Genomic DNA, 16,054 nt, shown 5'->3' with positions numbered 1-16,054 from the left:
TCCCTTTCTGTCGAAGTCACTGGATCACCTTGCAAGAGAACAGACCGCCGCCTACAGCAGCGCGGCCCGCGGACCGTCCGGCTGCTCCAGACGCCGCTCCAGAATCGAGCGGGCGATCTCGGAGGACTCATCGTCCGTCAGCCGACGGAAGCCGCCCTCGGTGATCACAGTGACGATCGGGTAGATCCGGCGGGCAACATCGGGACCACCGGTCGCCGAATCGTCGTCAGCCGCGTCATACAGGGCCTGCACCACAAGGGTCGTGGCCTCGTCCTCGGTCAGATCGCTCCGGAAGAGCTTCTTCATCGCGCCACGCGCGAAGATCGAACCCGAGCCCGTCGCAGCGAAGCCATGCTCCTCGGAACGGCCGCCAGTGACGTCGTACGAGAAGATCCGCCCCTTGTCACGATCCACGTCATAGCCGGCGAAGAGCGGCACGACGGCCAGCCCCTGCATGGCCATACCGAGATTCGACCGGATCATGGTCGACAGACGGTTCGCCTTGCCCTCCAGCGAGAGCTGCGCCCCCTCGACCTTCTCGAAGTGCTCCAGTTCCAGCTGGAACAGCTTGACCATCTCGACAGCCAGACCTGCGGTACCAGCGATGCCGACGGCCGAGTACTCATCCGCCGGGAACACCTTCTCGATGTCCCGCTGCGCGATGACGTTACCCATGGTGGCCCGACGGTCACCGGCGAGCACCACACCCCCCGGGAACGAGGCGGCCACGATGGTCGTGCCGTGCGGCGCCTCGATCACACCCTGAGTGGGCGGCAGCTGCCGGTTGCCGGGCAGGATGTCCGGCTGATGGTCGGACAGAAAGTCCATGAAGGACGACGACCCAGGCGTCAGGAAGGCAGCCGGTAGACGCCCGGTGCTACGAGTGTTGGCTTCCACGCGTTTCCTTCCACGTATGTCGCAGCCCGCCTTATAACGTCGGGCCGATCCTTGAACTGCCCCAGTGCCGCGTTGCAGCTGAAGCACAGTACGCCTCGGACCCTACCCGTCTCGTGGCAGTGATCCACATGTGCGGGCACAGCAGCCAAACATATGCAGCAGACACCGCCTTGGGAGGCGATCAACTCGTCGCGCTCGGCTTCAGTGATGCCGTACTGACGCTGGAGATGCCCTTGCCGTCCTTGGATCGCCCGGCACGCCTTGCAGCGCGTGGACAAACCGTCGGACGCAGTCGCATTGCGGTGCCACTCGCTGTGCGGCTTGACCTCGCCGCAGGTTCGGCACAGCTTGTGCCCCAGCGGGACGTCCACCTTCTCCCGTACAGGCTTCCCCATGGCCTCCCGGCGGCGCCGGTAGTGCTCGGCGCCGTACTGCGCCACGCACTCCCGACACCGCACTTGAAGGCCATCGCTTCGATTCCTGTCCCGCGCGAAAGCGGCGAGCGGCAAGACTTTCTCGCAGCCCGTGCACCGCTTCCCAGGCGTCTCGTCAACCATCCCCCGCGACCTTCGATTCGAAGGCTAGTTAGCCCAACGCCCTTTACTGTCCACCCTTTTGCACGAAGCTTCGAACGAAATCCTCGGCATTTTCCTCGAGTACGTCATCGATTTCGTCGAGGACGGAGTCCACGTCGTCGCTCAGCTTCTCCTGGCGCTCCTTGAGGTCTTCGGATGCCTGCGCCTCGGGCGCCTCCTCGACCTCCTCGGTGGAGCGCGTTGCCTTCTGCTGGCCGCCGCCGGTGTCCTTGGTCGCCATAACCCTCACCCCGCTCGGTTCGACGTTCTTGATCAGACCCTACAAGCAGGGTCCGACATCGGCCCCGCAGTTCCCTCAACGTCCGGGGACCACCTCGATGATTCCCGGACGCCAGGATTTCCACCCTGCCGGGCCGTTTCTGCCCGGGTGCTCGTTCAGCCGCCGGAGAGGACCTTGACCAGGTCTTCTGCGGTCCGGCAGCGGTCCAGGAGTTCCTTGACGTGATTACGCGTTCCGCGAAGCGGTTCCAGGGTTGGGACGCGCTGGAGGGAGTCCCTGCCCGGGAGATCGAAGATGACCGAGTCCCAGGAGGCCGCGGCCACGTCGTCGGCGTACTGCTCCAGGCAGCGTCCGCGGAAGTAGGCGCGTGTGTCCTCTGGAGGCTTTGTGCGGGCCCGCTCGACGTCCTGCTCGTCCAGGAGGCGCTTGATGCGTCCTCGGGCGGCCAGGCGGTTGTACAGGCCCTTCTCCTCCCGTACGTCGGCGTACTGGAGGTCGATCAGGTGGAGCCTGGCGGCGTCCCAGTCGAGGTCGTCGCGGCGCCGGTAGCCCTCCATGAGTTCTCGCTTGGCGACCCAGTCGAGTTCGCCGGCGAGGCTCATGGGGTCGTTCTCGAGGCGGTTGAGGGTGTCTTCCCAGCGGGCGAGGACGTCCTTGGTCTGGTCGTCGGCGTCGGCGCCGTATCGCTCCTCGACGTATTTGCGGGAGAGCTCGTAGTACTCCATCTGGAGCTGGACGGCGGTGAGTGTGCGGCCGCTGCGGAGTGTGACGAGGCGCTTGAGTGTCGGGTCGTGGGAGACCTGGTGGAGGGTGCGGACGGGTTGGTCGACTGCCAGGTCGACGGCGATGAAGCCGTCTTCGATCATGGACAGGACGAGGGCTGTGGTGCCCAGCTTCAGGTAGGTCGAGATCTCGGAGAGGTTGGCGTCGCCGATGATCACGTGCAGGCGGCGGTATTTTTCCGCGTCTGCGTGCGGTTCGTCCCGGGTGTTGATGATCGGGCGCTTCAGGGTGGTCTCCAGGCCTACCTCGACCTCGAAGTAGTCCGCGCGCTGGCTGAGCTGGAAGCCGTGTTCGTGTCCGTCCTGGCCGATGCCGACGCGGCCCGCTCCGGTGAAGACCTGGCGGGAGACGAAGAAGGGCGTGAGGTGGCGGACGATGTCTGAGAAGGGGGTTTCCCGCTTCATCAGGTAGTTCTCGTGGGTGCCGTAGGAGGCGCCCTTGTTGTCGGTGTTGTTCTTGTACAGGTGGATGGGCTGGGCGCCGGGGAGCTGGGCGGCTCGTTCGGCGGCTTCGGCCATGATGCGTTCGCCGGCCTTGTCCCAGAGGACGGCGTCCCGGGGGTTGGTGACCTCGGGGGAGCTGTATTCGGGGTGTGCGTGGTCGACGTAGAGGCGTGCGCCGTTGGTGAGGATGACGTTGGCCAGGCCGATGTCCTCGTCGGTGAGCTGGCTGGCGTCGGCGGCCTCGCGGGCGAGGTCGAAGCCTCGCGCGTCCCGCAGCGGGTTCTCCTCCTCGAAGTCCCAGCGGGCCCGGCGGGCCCGGTGCATCGCCGCCGCGTAGGCGTTGACGATCTGGGACGAGGTGAGCATGGCATTGGCGTTGGGGTGACCGGGGACGGAGATCCCGTACTCCGTCTCGATGCCCATTACTCGCCGTACGGTCATGCGGCCCTCCTTGCCCGGCGGCGCCCTCGGTCGGGGACGCTGCTCAAGTACCGCTGGCGCTCCGGTGCGTGTGCGGTGCCCGTCCCCGCACTGCGCGACTCGGCGGTACCGAAGAGCCTAGAACGCCTTTGCGCTGGTGGGGAGATCATTTGCGTCATTGCCTTGCTCCAGCCGTGGCCTGAAAAACAGTCGGCTGCGGGTACCCGGTGAGGGCACCCGCAGCCGCCCTGCCTTTTACAGGTACTGACCGGTGTTCGCCACCGTGTCGATGGAGCGTCCGGTGTCGGCGCCCTGCTTTCCGGTGATGAGGGTACGGATGTAGACGATCCGTTCGCCCTTCTTTCCGGAGATCCGGGCCCAGTCGTCCGGGTTGGTGGTGTTGGGCAGGTCTTCGTTCTCCTTGAACTCGTCCACACAGGCCTGGAGGAGGTGGGAGACGCGGAGGCCCTTTTGTTTGTGCTCGAGGAAGTCCTTGATTGCCATCTTCTTGGCGCGTCCGACGATGTTTTCGATCATGGCGCCGGAGTTGAAGTCCTTGAAGTAGAGGACTTCCTTGTCTCCGTTGGCGTAGGTGACTTCCAGGAAGCGGTTCTCTTCGGATTCGGCGTACATCTGCTCGACCGCGGTCTGGATCATGCCCTGGACCGTGGCGCTCCTGTCGCCGCTGTGTTCGCCGACGTCTTCGGGGTGCAGCGGGAGCCGTTCGGTGAGGTACTTCTGGAAGATGTCCTTGGCCGCTTCGGCGTCCGGACGCTCGATCTTGATCTTCACATCGAGTCGGCCGGGGCGCAGGATGGCGGGGTCGATCATGTCCTCGCGGTTGGAGGCGCCGATGACCACGACGTTCTGTAGGCCTTCCACACCGTCGATCTCGGCGAGCAGCTGGGGGACGATGGTGTTTTCCACGTCTGAGCTGACGCCGGAGCCGCGGGTGCGGAAGAGGGATTCCATCTCGTCGAAGAAGACGATGACGGGGGTGCCCTCGCTGGCCTTCTCACGGGCACGCTGGAAGACGAGGCGGATCTGCCGCTCGGTCTCGCCGACGTACTTGTTGAGGAGCTCGGGGCCCTTGATGTTGAGGAAGAAGCTCTTGCCGGTGGCCTGGCCGGTGACTTCGGCGACCTTTTTGGCCAGCGAGTTGGCGACGGCCTTGGCGATGAGCGTCTTGCCGCATCCGGGGGGCCCGTACAGCAGGACGCCCTTGGGCGGCCGCAGTTCGTGCTCCTTGAAGAGGTCGGGGTAGAGGTATGGGAGTTCGACGGCGTCGCGGATCATCTCGATCTGGCCGCCCAGACCGCCGATCTGGTCGTAGCCGATGTCGGGGACCTCTTCGAGGACGAGTTCCTCGACCTCGCTCTTCGGAACGATCTCGTAGACATAGCCGGAACGGGGTTCGAGGAGCAGGGCGTCACCGGGTCGGATGTTGACGTCCAGCAGTGGCTCGGCGAGCCGTACCACCCGTTCCTCGTCGGTGTGCCCGAGCACCAGGGCGCGTTCGCCGTCCTCGAGGATTTCCTTGAGGGTGACGATGTCCCCGACGCGCTCGTATGTCATGGCTTCGACCACGTTGAGCGCTTCGTTGAGCATGACTTCCTGGCCGCGCCTGAGGTCGTCGAGTTCGACGCTCGGGCTGACGTTCACGCGGAGTTTGCGGCCGCCGGTGAAGATGTCGGCGGTGCCGTCCTCGTTCGCCGTGAGGAAGACTCCGAAGCCGGCCGGGGGCTGTGCGAGCCGGTCGACTTCTTCCTTGAGGGCCACGATCTGGTCGCGGGCCTCACGGAGCGTGTTGGCGAGCCGCTCGTTCTGTGCGGACACGCCGGCCAGGTTGGTCTGCAGTTCGACGATCCGCTCTTCGAGAATCCTCGTGTGCCGCGGAGAGTCGGCGAGCTTGCGTCGCAGGACGGCGATCTCCTGCTCAAGGTAGGCAATCTGCCCGGACGGGTCGTCGGACCCTCGTCCCGGGCGGATGCCGCGGTTCATGTCGTCGTCGTGGGCTGCCACGGTCCTCACCTCCTCCAAGGGGAGCTGGACGCTTCCAGACCCTACCTGGGTGGGTGTCGATTGAAACCCCTAGATCACAAAGACTGTCAAGGTGTGTCGTCGGTCACCCTGCGCTCTCCCTCACGCCGTGTGGATACCCAGTCAACGTGATTCAGAAGCCGCCTGTTCCAAGGGTGGGGTGGTCAAAATCCTTCACGCCGGGCGCGAGTTGTCCGTGTCGTCGGCCGTCGGAGGGCTTGGGGCGTCCGGGCGGTGAGGCGCTGCGGCCGTTCGGGCCGGACTGGGTTCAGGTCGGGATCGGCGTCTCCTGCGTTGACTCAGCGTGTCCGTGGTGTGTGGGTTGAGTCACAGCGAGGGGTGGCTCGCGGAGATCGTGTCCGGCTGCGGAGGGGCTGGTTTGTGGCCGATGTCGTGCTGGGCTCGACCGTGCCTCGACCGTGGGCGGTGTTTCGGGCAGAGGTAGGGTCGATGTGTTCAACACCGGGCGCAGCGGACGGCGGGAGACATGAGCGTGCAGCAGGAGGCCGGGGTCGAGGGTGAGGCTCTGGAGGTCTGGATCGACCAGGATCTCTGTACCGGCGACGGCATCTGTGCCCAGTATGCGCCCGAGGTGTTCGAGCTGGACATCGATGGTCTGGCCTATGTGAAGGGCTCGGGCGAGGAGCTGCTGCTGCACAAGGGCGCCACAACGCCCGTGCCGCTGCCGCTTCTCACGGATGTGGTCGACTCGGCGCGGGAGTGTCCGGGCGAGTGCATCCATGTGCGTCGGGTGACGGACCGGGTCGAGGTCTTCGGTCCCGACGCGGAGTGACGGGGCGGGTGTGTCGCGTCATCGCCGTGTGAGGTGCCGCGGTTCCGCGCGGTTCAGACGCTGCGGGCTTCGGAGGGCTTGGAGCGGATGAACGCGCCGTTGTTCCATTGCCACTTCGCGCTGTCCTTGACGTCGGGGCAGCAACTGGGCACGTCGGTCGACGAGTAGCCGAGCAGGGTGGCGCGGACGGCTCGGTCCTGTACGGCGAGGTCGCTGACGGTGTTGCGGTCCTTGGGGTCGACGAGCGTGGCGACGACGCGCGGCTTGTGGGTGTCGGCGGCGGTGGTGAGGACGTAGACGCCGTCGGGCGGGGTGCCCATGGGGGCGTCGCAGTGGACGACGGCCACGGTTTCGGGCTTGCCGTCGCCGTCGAGGTCTCCGGAGGCCTTTTTCACGACGATGGCCTTCACGGGGCCGCATTCGATCGGGAAGTCGGCGTCCGCGGGGTCGGGCGCGGTGGCGGTCACGGGGGCGGTCTTGGAGTTCGGGCCTGCGGCCTGGGCGGCGGTCGCCGCGTCGGGCTGGAGGATCGAGGAGAGGGCGACGACGCCGGCGAGGGCGGTTGCGGTGGCGAGCCAGTGGATCGGGCGGGTGTGGGTGTGTGCGAGTTCCGGGACGGCGGATTGCTGCACTAGGAGTGTCTCCTGTGAGGGCTGTGCCGGTGGGGGTGGCCAGAATGGTGCCACACGTCACAGTGCGGGGGAACGGCGGGGGTGGGCGGATGTTGTGCCCTTGGGCTCCCGCTTCCTGGCCCGGCGTCAACACAAAGGCGTCGTGGCCGAGTTCCGGGGCATTCCCGGGAACTCGGCCACGACGTCTGTACGTTGACTGCGGCACAGGGCCGCCCTACGACCGGCCGACGCCTCCGTCGGCGTTCGGGCCGTCGTAGTCCTCGCCGTAGGCGCCCTTGGCGGGGCGGCGGCGGCGCATGGGGGGCTCGACGCCGTCGGCGAGGCGGCGGGCGGTGAGCAGGAAGCCGGTGTGGCCGATCATCCGGTGGTCCGGGCGGACGGCCAGGCCTTCGACGTGCCAGTTGCGGATCATCGTCTCCCAGGAGGTCGGCTCGTTGAAGCAGCCGATCTCGCGGATGGACTCGACGGTCCGGGCGAGCTGGGTGGTGGTCGCGACGTAGCAGCACAGGATGCCGCCGGGGACGAGCGCCTTGGAGACGGCCTCCAGGCACTCCCAGGGGGCGAGCATGTCGAGGATGACGCGGTCGACGTCGGTGTCGCTGAGGTTGTCCTGGAGGTCGCCGACGGTGAGCTGCCAGGCGGGGTGGGGGCCGCCGAAGTAGCGCTCGACGTTCTGCCGGGCGATGTCGGCGAAGTCCTCGCGGCGTTCGTAGCTGTGCAGCATGCCCTGGTCGCCGATGGCGCGCAGCAGGAAGCTGCTGAGCGAGCCGGAGCCGACGCCGGCTTCCACGACGCGTGCGCCGGGGAAGATGTCGGCGAAGGAGAGGATCTGCCCCGCGTCCTTGGGGTAGACCACGGCGGCGCCGCGGGGCATGGACAGGACGTAGTCGGGGAGCAGGGGGCGCAGCGCGAGGTAGGCGACGTTCCCGGTGGTGCGGACAACGCTGCCCTCGGGAGCACCGATCAGTTCGTCGTGCGGGAAGGAACCCTTGTGGGTGTGGAAGTTCTTCCCGGCTTCGAGCGTGAACGTGTAGTGACGGCCCTTGGGGTCGGTCAGCTGTACCTGGTCCCCGACCTTGAAGGGCCCGCGTCTGCGGGCGGCACCGGTCGGTTCGGACATGTGAACAGCCTACCGGCGTTTATCGGGGTCGCCGACCACTAGGAGGGGCGGGCCATGGCCTTCACGAACGCGCGTTCCACGTCGGCGGCGGACAGGACGCCGTAGATCTCGCCGGTGTCCTCGATCACCAGGTACTCGGTGGCGGGGGTGGCGCGCAGGGCGTCCAGGAGGTCCTCGCCGGACAGCTCGGCGGAGACGCGCATGCCGTCGGTGAGGTCCTGGGCGAGGCCGCTGACGGCGACCCAGGGGCGGCGGTGTTCGGGTACGCCGACGATGGCGGCCTCGCGGACGAGGGAGAGGGGTTCACCGTCGGGGTCGACGATGACCAGGGCGCGGGCTCCGGCCTCGTTGGCGCGGCGCAGGGCCTCAGAGAGGGGGGTGTTGGTCTCGACGGGGACCGCGCGGCGGGTGAGGTTGCGGGCGCGGAGTTCAGGGAGGTGTTCGCGCAGGCGGGCCATGCGGAGGCTGTTGCCGGCGCCGGTCCAGATGATCGCGGCGAGGATCGCGGCGAGGAGGGCGTCCATGACGGTGTCCATGCCGACGTTGTCCACGGCGTCGCGGCCGAGCGCGCCGGACTGGGTGAGCAGGGGCAGGCCGATCAGGACGGAGACGGCGAGGGCGCGGCCGACCCAGGCGGCGGCGATGGTGCCGCTCATGGGCCTGCCGGTGATCTTCCAGATGACGGCGCGGAGCATGCGGCCGCCGTCGAGGGGCAGGCCGGGGAGCAGGTTGAAGGCGGCGACGATGAGGTTGGAGATCATCAGGCCGGCCAGCAGGACGCCGGGGACGGTGCCGGGTTCCACGGGCAGCAGGGCGAGGTAGAAGAGGCCGGCGAGGACGAGGGAGAGCAGCGGGCCGACGAAGGCGAGGACGAACTCGCGGCCGGGTGTCTCGGCCTCCTTCTCGATCTCGGAGACGCCGCCGAAGAACTGGAGCTGGATGCGGCGGACCGGGAGTTTGAAGCGGAGGGCGGCGACGGTGTGGGCGAGTTCGTGGACGAGTACGGAGGCGTAGAAGGCGACGGCGAAGAAGAGGGAGACGAGGTAGCGGGCGGCGCCGAGTTCGGGCAGTACGCGGTCGAGCTGGCCGCCGAACACCCAGGTGATCAGGGCGGCGACGAGGAACCAGCTGGGCGCGACGTACACGGGCACGCCGAACGGCCGCCCCATGAGGAGGCCTCCCCTGGGGTCGCGGGGGCGCGGGGGCTGAGGGGTTTTGCCGCCGGAGTGCGCGTGGGCGTGGGGGCGGTCGACGTGGCCCTGGCCGGCGTCTGCGGGTGTGTGCGTGTGGCCTGCGGCCGGGCGGTCGCCGCTGGGGGCGGTGGGCGGGGTTCCGGCCTGACGGTCATGGCCCGGAGCGGTGGGCGGGGTGCTGGTCTCATGGTCACCGCCCGGACCGGGGCGCGGGGCGTCGCTCTCACGGTCAGCCCTCGGAGCGGGGCGCGGGTCTCCGGCCTCCCGGTCACCGGGCGAAGCGGCACGCGGGGTGCCGTCCTCTCGGTCACCGCTTGAAGCCGTGTGCGGGGTTCCGGTGTGACGGTCGTGGTCGCCGCTGGGAGGGGTGGGTGTGGATCCGTGGTCGTGGTCGGCGGCGGTGTTGTTCGAAGGGTCCGTGGCGTCCGATTCCCGTGCCTCCGTGGCCCGTTCGTCGGACGGGTCGGGGCGTGCGGGGTCCGTGGCCGGGGTCGTACGCCCTGGCCGGCGCTCGGTCGGCTTCTCGTTGCCGGACCGCGGCTGCCCGCTCCCGCCGCTCTCGTCCACGGTGTCCCCTCGTTAGCAGCGTCTCCCGCGCCTGCCGGGCGGAAGGTCTCGGGTCGATGGTATGCGGCCGTCGTGACGCGTTCCGCCCCGGCACCCCCTGTGTTTTCTCTGCCGTCGCAGCCGTCACGACCGTGACTGGGTCACTGTCAGTGGCGGGTCGTATGGTCTGTGGTCATGGAGACGAGCACCGAGGGCGCGGCAGAGGCCCAGAGCGACGGTATGAAGGCTGCGGCCGAGGCGGCGGTCGCGACCATACCGCCTGCCTCCCCACCCCTCGCGCAGGCGGTGCGCCCGGCCTCCCTCTCCCCCTCGCGCGCCAGTGATTTCATGCAGTGCCCGTTGCTGTATCGGTTTCGGGTGATCGACCGGCTGCCGGAGAAGCCGAGTGAGGCGGCGACTCGGGGCACCTTGGTGCATGCGGTGCTGGAGCGGCTCTTCGACGCCCCGGCCGTGGAGCGCACGGCGCCGCGTGCCAGGTCGCTGGTGCCGGGGCAGTGGGACCGGCTGAGGGAGAGCCGGCCGGAGGTCGTGGAGCTGTTCGCGGACGATCCGGAGGGCGAGCGGCTGGCGCGCTGGCTGGGTGAGGCGGAGCGGCTGGTGGAGCGCTGGTTCACGCTGGAGGATCCGACGCGGCTGGAGCCGGCCGAGCGGGAGCTGTTCGTCGAGGCGGAGCTGGAGTCGGGGCTGAGGCTGCGCGGCATCATCGACCGGGTGGACGTGGCGCCGACGGGTGAGGTGCGGATCGTCGACTACAAGACGGGCAAGGCGCCGCGGCCGGAGTACGCCGAGGGTGCGCTGTTCCAGATGAAGTTCTACGCGCTGGTGGTGTGGCGGCTGAAGAAGGTCGTGCCGCGGCGGCTACAGCTCGTCTATCTGGGCAGCGGTGATGTGCTGACGTACGACCCGGTTCTGGCCGACCTGGAGCGGGTCGAGCGCAAGCTGCTGGCGCTGTGGGAGGCGATCCGGCTGGCCACGGAGACGGGTGACTGGCGGCCGCGGCCCACGAAGCTGTGCGGCTGGTGCGACCACCAGGCGGTATGCCCGGAATTCGGCGGCACTCCCCCGCCCTATCCGCTGCCGGTCAGGGCGGCCGAGTCGGGCGGCACCGAGCAGGGCAGAATGGGGCCGGACTAGCGAAGGAGACTTACGTGGCCATCCGCGTCCTACTGGTCGATGACCAGCCGCTGCTGCGTACCGGCTTCCGGATGATTCTGGAGGCCGAGCAGGACATCGCGGTCGTCGGCGAGGCCGGAGACGGCCTCCAGGCTCTCGATCAGGTGCGGGCCCTTCAGCCCGATGTGGTTCTGATGGACATCCGTATGCCGCGGATGGACGGTGTCGAGGCGACCCGGCAGATCACCGGGCCGGGGCGGGACGGACCGGCGAAGGTGCTGGTGCTGACGACCTTCGACCTCGACGAGTATGTGGTGGAGGCGCTGAAGGCGGGGGCCAGCGGGTTCCTGCTGAAGGATGCCCCGGCCAATGAACTGGTGCAGGCGATCCGGGTGGTCGCGGCGGGCGAGGCGATGCTCGCGCCGAGCATCACGCGTCGGCTGCTCGACAAGTACGCCACGCATCTGCCCTCGGGCGACGAGCCCGTTCCGGACACGCTGCACACTCTCACCGAGCGTGAGGTGGAGGTGCTGAAGCTGGTGGCGCGCGGGCTGTCGAACGCGGAGATCGCGGCCGATCTGTTCGTCAGCGAGACCACGGTGAAGACGCATGTGGGGCACGTCCTCACCAAGCTGGGGCTGCGCGACCGCGTGCAGGCCGCGGTGTACGCGTACGAGAGCGGACTGGTGCGCCCGGGAGCGCAGTAACCGGGAGTCCTACGACGCCGAGGGCGCCCCTTCCTGCGAAGGGGCGCCCTCGGCGTGGGTACGGTCGTCCGTCAGTCCTTGGTGAGTTCCCAGAACCGGAACACCGTCGAGGCGTCGAGGCAGTACTCGAGGCCGTAGATGTTGTCGCGGGTGACCGCGTACTGCTTGGCCTGCCAGATCGGCAGGATGGGGAGTTCGTCGGCGACGATGTCCTGGAGTTCGCCGAAGTTCGCGTCCGTCGCGGCACGGTCGCTCTGGGACGCGGTGCGCGGGATGAGCGTGCCGGTGATCGTGCTGTTGGTGTAGTTGTTGCTGAGGACGTTGCCCTCGCCGAAGAAGGGGGCGGTGAAGTTGTCGGCGTCCGGGTAGTCCGGCACCCAGCCCTTCACGTACACGCCGTACTTGCCGTCGGCGATGTCCTGCTCGTACTGGTCGTACGCCACGGACTGGACGTCGGCTTCGAACAGGCCGCTGGCGTTGAGCTGGCCGGCGATGGCCTTGAGCTCGTCGTCGGTGGCGGGGCCGTAGCGGGAGGGGGTGGACCAGAGGGTGAGCTTGACCTTGTCGGTGATGCCGTCGGTGCTCAGGGCTGCGGCGGCCTTGGCCTTGGAGGGCTTGGCGCCGTAGGTGTCGAAGTAGGCCGTGTTGTGGCCGGCGATACCGGCCGGGATGATCGAGTAGAGCGGGGTCGCGGTGCCCTGGTAGACGTCGTTCATGAGGGCGTCGCGGTCGAGCAGGTAGGCGATGGCCTTGCGGACGCTCAGCTTCCCGGCGACCGGGTCGTCCATGTTGAAGACCAGGTGCTGGACCTCGGCGCTGCTGCCCTCGACGACCTCGACGCCGGAGTCGGGGTCGGCCTTCTCGATGTCGGAGATGTCGCTCGCGGCGAGGCCTCGGTAGGCGATGTCGACCTTCTTGTCGAGCAGGGCCGTCTTGAGCGCGGCCTGATCGCCGTGGAAGGACTTGAGGACGACGCCGGTGTTCTGCACCTCGGCGGTGCCCTTGTAGTGCTCGTTGACCGAGAAGACGGCCTCGTCGTCGCTGAAGGAGTCGAGCTTGTACGGGCCGGAGCCGACCGCCTCGCCGTCCTCGCGCAGGCCGCCCGCGTCGTAGGACCGGTGGTCGACGATGGAGCCGGCGCCGGAGGCGATCTTGCTGGGGAAGGTGGCGTCCGCGGTGTTGAGGCGGAAGACGACCGTCTTCTCGTCCGGCGTCTCGACCCGGTCGAGCATGGGGAACATGATCGCGGGGCCGGCTTCGTCGTTGATCTTCAGCATGCGGTCGAAGGAGAACTTCACGTCCTCCGAGGTGAGCGCGTCACCGTTGCTGAACTTGAGGCCGTCCTTCAGCGTGCACTGGTAGACCTGGGTCGAGGTGTCCGTGAAGGCGCATTCCTCGGCGGCCTCCGGCTGCGGTTCGGTGGCTCCCTTGGGGAAGCTGAGCAGCGACTGGAAGACGTTGTTGAACAGCAGCCAGGAGCCGGGGTCGTAGCCGGAGGCGGGGTCGGTGGCCAGGACGTCGTCGGACATCCCCATGACCACGGAGGAGCCGTCGCTCCCCGAGCCTCCGCTTTCTGTTCCACAGCCGGTCAGCAGTCCGGAGGCCAGTCCCGCCACGATCGGCAGGACCGGCCACTGGTTACGCATATTCACTTGCAGGTGCCTTGTCGTCGGTTCCGGAATGCGGGGCCGTCGTCCGAGGCCCCTGGCACGGGTGAGGTCAGCCTCTCACTCCACGGCCGAGTTCCCACAGCTGAAGCGTGGCGGAGGAGTTGAGGACGTAGGCGGTGCCGGTGACGTCGTCGCGGGCGGCGACGTACTGCTTGCCCTGCCACAGCGGCAGCACGGGTACGTCGTCGGCGACGATGGTCTGGATCTCCGTCAGGCTCTTGACGGCGGAGATCCGGTCGGCCTCGCGGCGCGACTCCGGGATCAGCGAGCCGCGGATCTCGTTGTTGACGTACGGCGAGCCGATGGTGTTGTCCTTGTCGAGGAACGGCGCGAGGTAGTTGTCGGCGTCCGGGAAGTCCGGGAACCAGCCCATGCCGTAGACGTCGTACTCGCCCTTCTGCTCGGCGGGCCGGAAGGTCTCCCAGAGGGTGCCTTCGATCTGGACGTCGAACAGGCCGCTGTTGTTCAGCTGCTTCTTGAGCAGCTCGAACTCCTCCTTGGTGGCCGAGCCGTAGTGGTCGGTCGTGTAGTGGAGGGTCAGCTTCACCGGGGTGGTGATGTTGGCCTGGTCCAGCATGGTCTTGGCCTTGGCCACACTCGGGTCGCCGTACTTGTTGAAGAACGAGTTGGAGTGCCCGGTGATGCTGGCCGGGACCAGCGAGTACAGGGGCTCCGCCTGGTCGCCGTACACCTGGGAGACCAGCGCGGCACGGTCGATGACCTGGGCCATCGCCTGGCGTACGGCCTTGGTCTTCACCGTCGGGGCGTCGGTGTTGAAGCCGAGATAGCGGATTTCCAGGCCGGGCATCTCGACCAGGTCCTCGTCGGAGCCCGCTGCGGCGTTGGAGAGCTTCTCGATCTGCTTCGGCGACATGGTGCGCGTCATCAGGTCGATGTCACCGTTGTCGAGCGCCTTGCCCATCTCGGTGGCGTCACTGAAGGAGCGCAGCTCCGCCTTGTCGTTGTTCACCTTCAACGTCCCCTTGTAATTGGGGTTCTTGGTGAACACGGCCTTGACCAGCTCGTCGTTCTTCACCTCGGCATCGAGGGTGTACGGGCCGGAGGCGTCGACCGCGAAGCCGTCGCGCAGCTTGTTCTTCTCGTAGTCGTCGGGGTTGACGATGCCGGCGACCGGGGTCGACAGCTTGAACGGGAAGGTGGCGTCGGCGGCCTTGAGGTGGAAGATCACCTCGCGGTCGCCCTGTGTCTCGACGGTGTCGATGGTGGACAGCAGCGCGAACACACCGCTGTCGGCCTTGATCGCCAGGGCGCGGTCGATGGAGTACTTCACGTCGGCGGCCGTGATCGGGTCACCGTTGGCGAACTTCAGGCCCTCGCGCAGGGTGCAGACGTAGCGCTCGTTGCCGGTGTCGGTGAAGCCGCACTTCTCGGCGGCCTCGGGCACCGGCTCGCCCTCGCCACGGGGCTGGATCAGCAGGGTCTGCACGGTCTGGCGCAGGACGTTCCAGGTGCCGACGTCATAGGCGTACGCCGGGTCGAGGGGCGCGGGGGCGTCCGTCGAGGCGCTGAACCGGTCCGTGGTGCCGACGACGATCGCGTCACCGCCGTCACCGCCGCTGCCGGACCCACCGCAGGCTGCGAGCACCGGTGCGAGCAGGCCGATAACCGCCGGCAGCACCAAAGTCTTGCGGTTCATGCTCGAGTTTCTCCAGAGCTGTCGAGTCCGTGTACCCGGCATGCAGGGGTGTCGCGGCGGGTCACGGGGGTAACTGCGATGTTCTCGCAATGAGATTAGTCCGCACCTGCACGAGGGTTGGCGGCACCCGGAGTTGAAGCCCCATCACGCAGCGAAACCAGATGTGGACACACTGAAAACCCGACGGTGGAAGGATTAGTGCAGCATCCCACCAATCGGGACACAAGGTCCCGCCCCGGCCCCGGAATTGGGGGCGTGCGGCACAGGCCGGACCCCCTGTCGACCCCTCGCGAGGTGGGGAACGTCACATTCTCAACGGTCTGTGCGAGCGCCGGAATTCAGCCATCCGGCGCGGGGTGAATTCCATTGCAGGTGCCGGCATGGAATTCCCGCGCTATCGATGCCGCACGCTGGGTGAACGCCTAGCGCATTTCCGTCATCAGCCCGTGCAGAAATGCCAGGTCGACCTCTTCCAGCGAGGCCACGACGGTGCGCCGGTCTGCGGGGGCGATGGGCGCCACCGAGGGCACGGCCACCACCTGGCAGCCGGCGGCCTCGGCCGCCGCCACACCCGTCGCGGTGTCCTCGATGACCGCGCATCTGGCCGGATCCACGCCGAGCCCGGCGGCCGCGAACAAGTACGGGTCCGGGTGCGGCTTGGTGCGCCGCACCTCGTCCCCGGCGACCGTCAGGGCGAAGTGGTGGGCGCCGAGCGAGGTGAGCACACGGTCGATGATGCGCCGGTGCGAGGCGGAGACCAGGGCCGTGGGGATCCCGTACGCCGACAGCTCGGCCAGCAGCCGGGCGGCGCCCGGCATCAGCGGCAGAGCGCGGTCGATACGGTCCTCGAAGCCCTGGTTGAGCAGGACGGTGAGCTCGGCGAGGGCGATGCCGGCGCCGGTGGCCTCGATCAGGAAGCCGGCACTGCGGCTCATCGGGCCGCCGACCACGACATGGCGCCAGGAGTCGTCGAGGGTGTGGCCGAGACCGGCGAAGATCTCGACCTCGACGTCCCACCAGAAGCCCTCGGTGTCCACCAGGGTTCCGTCCATGTCGAGCAGCACGGCCTGTAGTGCCGACCCTTCGGCCGTTCGGGTTCCGAGCGCGGGGACCGTGCTGGTCATCCGGGCGCACCTCCTTGAGGGACGATCAGGCCGGTTCCCGGAAAGGGAACCGGCCTGCGGTGGACCGACCAGTGTACGT

At 67.9% G+C, this 16,054-nt stretch carries 14 protein-coding genes; 3 read left to right on the top strand and 11 right to left on the bottom strand.

Annotation, left to right across the window (positions count from 1 at the left end):
- Nucleotides 1-51 precede the first annotated feature (51 nt).
- The 5 genes from prcB to arc all read right to left on the bottom strand — a co-directional run bounded on the left by prcB (nucleotide 52) and on the right by arc (nucleotide 5,381).
- Complete coding sequence (gene prcB / locus KCH87_RS14775) at nucleotides 52-897, bottom strand: proteasome subunit beta (RefSeq protein ID WP_210586523.1); 846 nt, start codon at nucleotides 895-897, stop codon at nucleotides 52-54.
- Nucleotides 849-1,454, bottom strand: coding sequence for an endonuclease VII domain-containing protein (locus KCH87_RS14770; RefSeq protein WP_210586522.1), 606 nt, complete (start codon nucleotides 1,452-1,454; stop codon nucleotides 849-851). The genes prcB and KCH87_RS14770 overlap by 49 nt, the downstream gene beginning before the upstream one ends.
- Before the next feature lie 43 nt (nucleotides 1,455-1,497).
- Nucleotides 1,498-1,713 carry a ubiquitin-like protein Pup gene (locus tag KCH87_RS14765; RefSeq protein WP_030606474.1) on the bottom strand — a complete coding sequence of 72 codons (216 nt, stop codon included), beginning with the start codon at nucleotides 1,711-1,713 and terminating at the stop codon, nucleotides 1,498-1,500.
- Between the two features lie 155 nt (nucleotides 1,714-1,868).
- Nucleotides 1,869-3,380 carry a depupylase/deamidase Dop gene (gene dop, locus KCH87_RS14760; RefSeq protein ID WP_374199000.1) on the bottom strand — a complete coding sequence of 504 codons (1,512 nt, stop codon included), beginning with the start codon at nucleotides 3,378-3,380 and terminating at the stop codon, nucleotides 1,869-1,871.
- A gap of 234 nt (nucleotides 3,381-3,614) precedes the next feature.
- Nucleotides 3,615-5,381 (bottom strand): proteasome ATPase, encoded by a 1,767-nt coding sequence (gene arc / locus KCH87_RS14755; protein ID WP_210586521.1) that lies wholly within the window; start codon nucleotides 5,379-5,381, stop codon nucleotides 3,615-3,617.
- Between the two features lie 505 nt (nucleotides 5,382-5,886).
- On the opposite strand from arc, the gene KCH87_RS14750 reads away from it, so the two are divergent.
- A complete protein-coding gene (locus tag KCH87_RS14750; protein WP_210586520.1) occupies nucleotides 5,887-6,192 on the top strand; it encodes a ferredoxin in 306 nt (101 codons plus the stop codon).
- Nucleotides 6,193-6,245: 53 nt separating this feature from the next.
- On the opposite strand, the gene KCH87_RS14745 is transcribed toward KCH87_RS14750, so the two are convergent.
- The 3 genes from KCH87_RS14745 to KCH87_RS14735 form a co-directional block, all read right to left on the bottom strand.
- On the bottom strand, nucleotides 6,246-6,824 hold the full coding sequence (locus KCH87_RS14745; RefSeq protein ID WP_210586519.1) for a hypothetical protein: 579 nt from the start codon (nucleotides 6,822-6,824) through the stop codon (nucleotides 6,246-6,248).
- Between the two features lie 214 nt (nucleotides 6,825-7,038).
- Nucleotides 7,039-7,944 (bottom strand): tRNA (adenine-N1)-methyltransferase, encoded by a 906-nt coding sequence (locus tag KCH87_RS14740; protein ID WP_210586518.1) that lies wholly within the window; start codon nucleotides 7,942-7,944, stop codon nucleotides 7,039-7,041.
- Between the two features lie 38 nt (nucleotides 7,945-7,982).
- Nucleotides 7,983-9,704 (bottom strand): site-2 protease family protein, encoded by a 1,722-nt coding sequence (locus KCH87_RS14735; protein WP_210586517.1) that lies wholly within the window; start codon nucleotides 9,702-9,704, stop codon nucleotides 7,983-7,985.
- Between the two features lie 174 nt (nucleotides 9,705-9,878).
- Here KCH87_RS14735 and KCH87_RS14730 point away from each other — a divergent pair, with 174 nt between their 5' ends.
- A complete protein-coding gene (locus KCH87_RS14730; protein ID WP_210586516.1) occupies nucleotides 9,879-10,838 on the top strand; it encodes a PD-(D/E)XK nuclease family protein in 960 nt (319 codons plus the stop codon).
- Nucleotides 10,839-10,852: 14 nt separating this feature from the next.
- Nucleotides 10,853-11,524, top strand: coding sequence for a response regulator transcription factor (locus tag KCH87_RS14725; protein ID WP_030946450.1), 672 nt, complete (start codon nucleotides 10,853-10,855; stop codon nucleotides 11,522-11,524).
- A gap of 71 nt (nucleotides 11,525-11,595) precedes the next feature.
- Here the strand turns inward: KCH87_RS14725 and KCH87_RS14720 are convergent, their stop codons facing one another.
- From KCH87_RS14720 to KCH87_RS14710, 3 genes are all read right to left on the bottom strand, one after another.
- Nucleotides 11,596-13,176 carry an ABC transporter substrate-binding protein gene (locus KCH87_RS14720; RefSeq protein WP_210586515.1) on the bottom strand — a complete coding sequence of 527 codons (1,581 nt, stop codon included), beginning with the start codon at nucleotides 13,174-13,176 and terminating at the stop codon, nucleotides 11,596-11,598.
- A gap of 67 nt (nucleotides 13,177-13,243) precedes the next feature.
- Nucleotides 13,244-14,851 carry an ABC transporter substrate-binding protein gene (locus KCH87_RS14715; RefSeq protein ID WP_210586514.1) on the bottom strand — a complete coding sequence of 536 codons (1,608 nt, stop codon included), beginning with the start codon at nucleotides 14,849-14,851 and terminating at the stop codon, nucleotides 13,244-13,246.
- A gap of 422 nt (nucleotides 14,852-15,273) precedes the next feature.
- A complete protein-coding gene (locus tag KCH87_RS14710; RefSeq protein ID WP_210586513.1) occupies nucleotides 15,274-15,975 on the bottom strand; it encodes an HAD family phosphatase in 702 nt (233 codons plus the stop codon).
- Nucleotides 15,976-16,054 lie beyond the last annotated feature (79 nt).

Source organism: Streptomyces sp. GESEQ-35 (assembly GCF_017948485.1).
Classification (GTDB): Bacteria; Actinomycetota; Actinomycetes; order Streptomycetales; family Streptomycetaceae; genus Streptomyces.
Note: the sequence above shows the minus strand (reverse complement) of the source record. Positions and strands in the feature narration are given on the sequence as shown.

Excerpts from the sequence above, each read along its gene's own strand:
- KCH87_RS14710 (WP_210586513.1), bottom strand. The coding sequence starts at position 15,975 with ATGACCAGCACGGTCCCCGCGCTCGGAACCCGAACGGCCGAAGGGTCG.
- KCH87_RS14750 (WP_210586520.1), top strand. The coding sequence starts at position 5,887 with ATGAGCGTGCAGCAGGAGGCCGGGGTCGAGGGTGAGGCTCTGGAGGTC.
- KCH87_RS14730 (WP_210586516.1), top strand. The coding sequence starts at position 9,879 with ATGGAGACGAGCACCGAGGGCGCGGCAGAGGCCCAGAGCGACGGTATG.
- KCH87_RS14770 (WP_210586522.1), bottom strand. The coding sequence starts at position 1,454 with ATGGTTGACGAGACGCCTGGGAAGCGGTGCACGGGCTGCGAGAAAGTC.
- KCH87_RS14740 (WP_210586518.1), bottom strand. The coding sequence starts at position 7,944 with ATGTCCGAACCGACCGGTGCCGCCCGCAGACGCGGGCCCTTCAAGGTC.
- KCH87_RS14765 (WP_030606474.1), bottom strand. The coding sequence starts at position 1,713 with ATGGCGACCAAGGACACCGGCGGCGGCCAGCAGAAGGCAACGCGCTCC.
- KCH87_RS14715 (WP_210586514.1), bottom strand. The coding sequence starts at position 14,851 with ATGAACCGCAAGACTTTGGTGCTGCCGGCGGTTATCGGCCTGCTCGCA.
- dop (WP_374199000.1), bottom strand. The coding sequence starts at position 3,380 with ATGACCGTACGGCGAGTAATGGGCATCGAGACGGAGTACGGGATCTCC.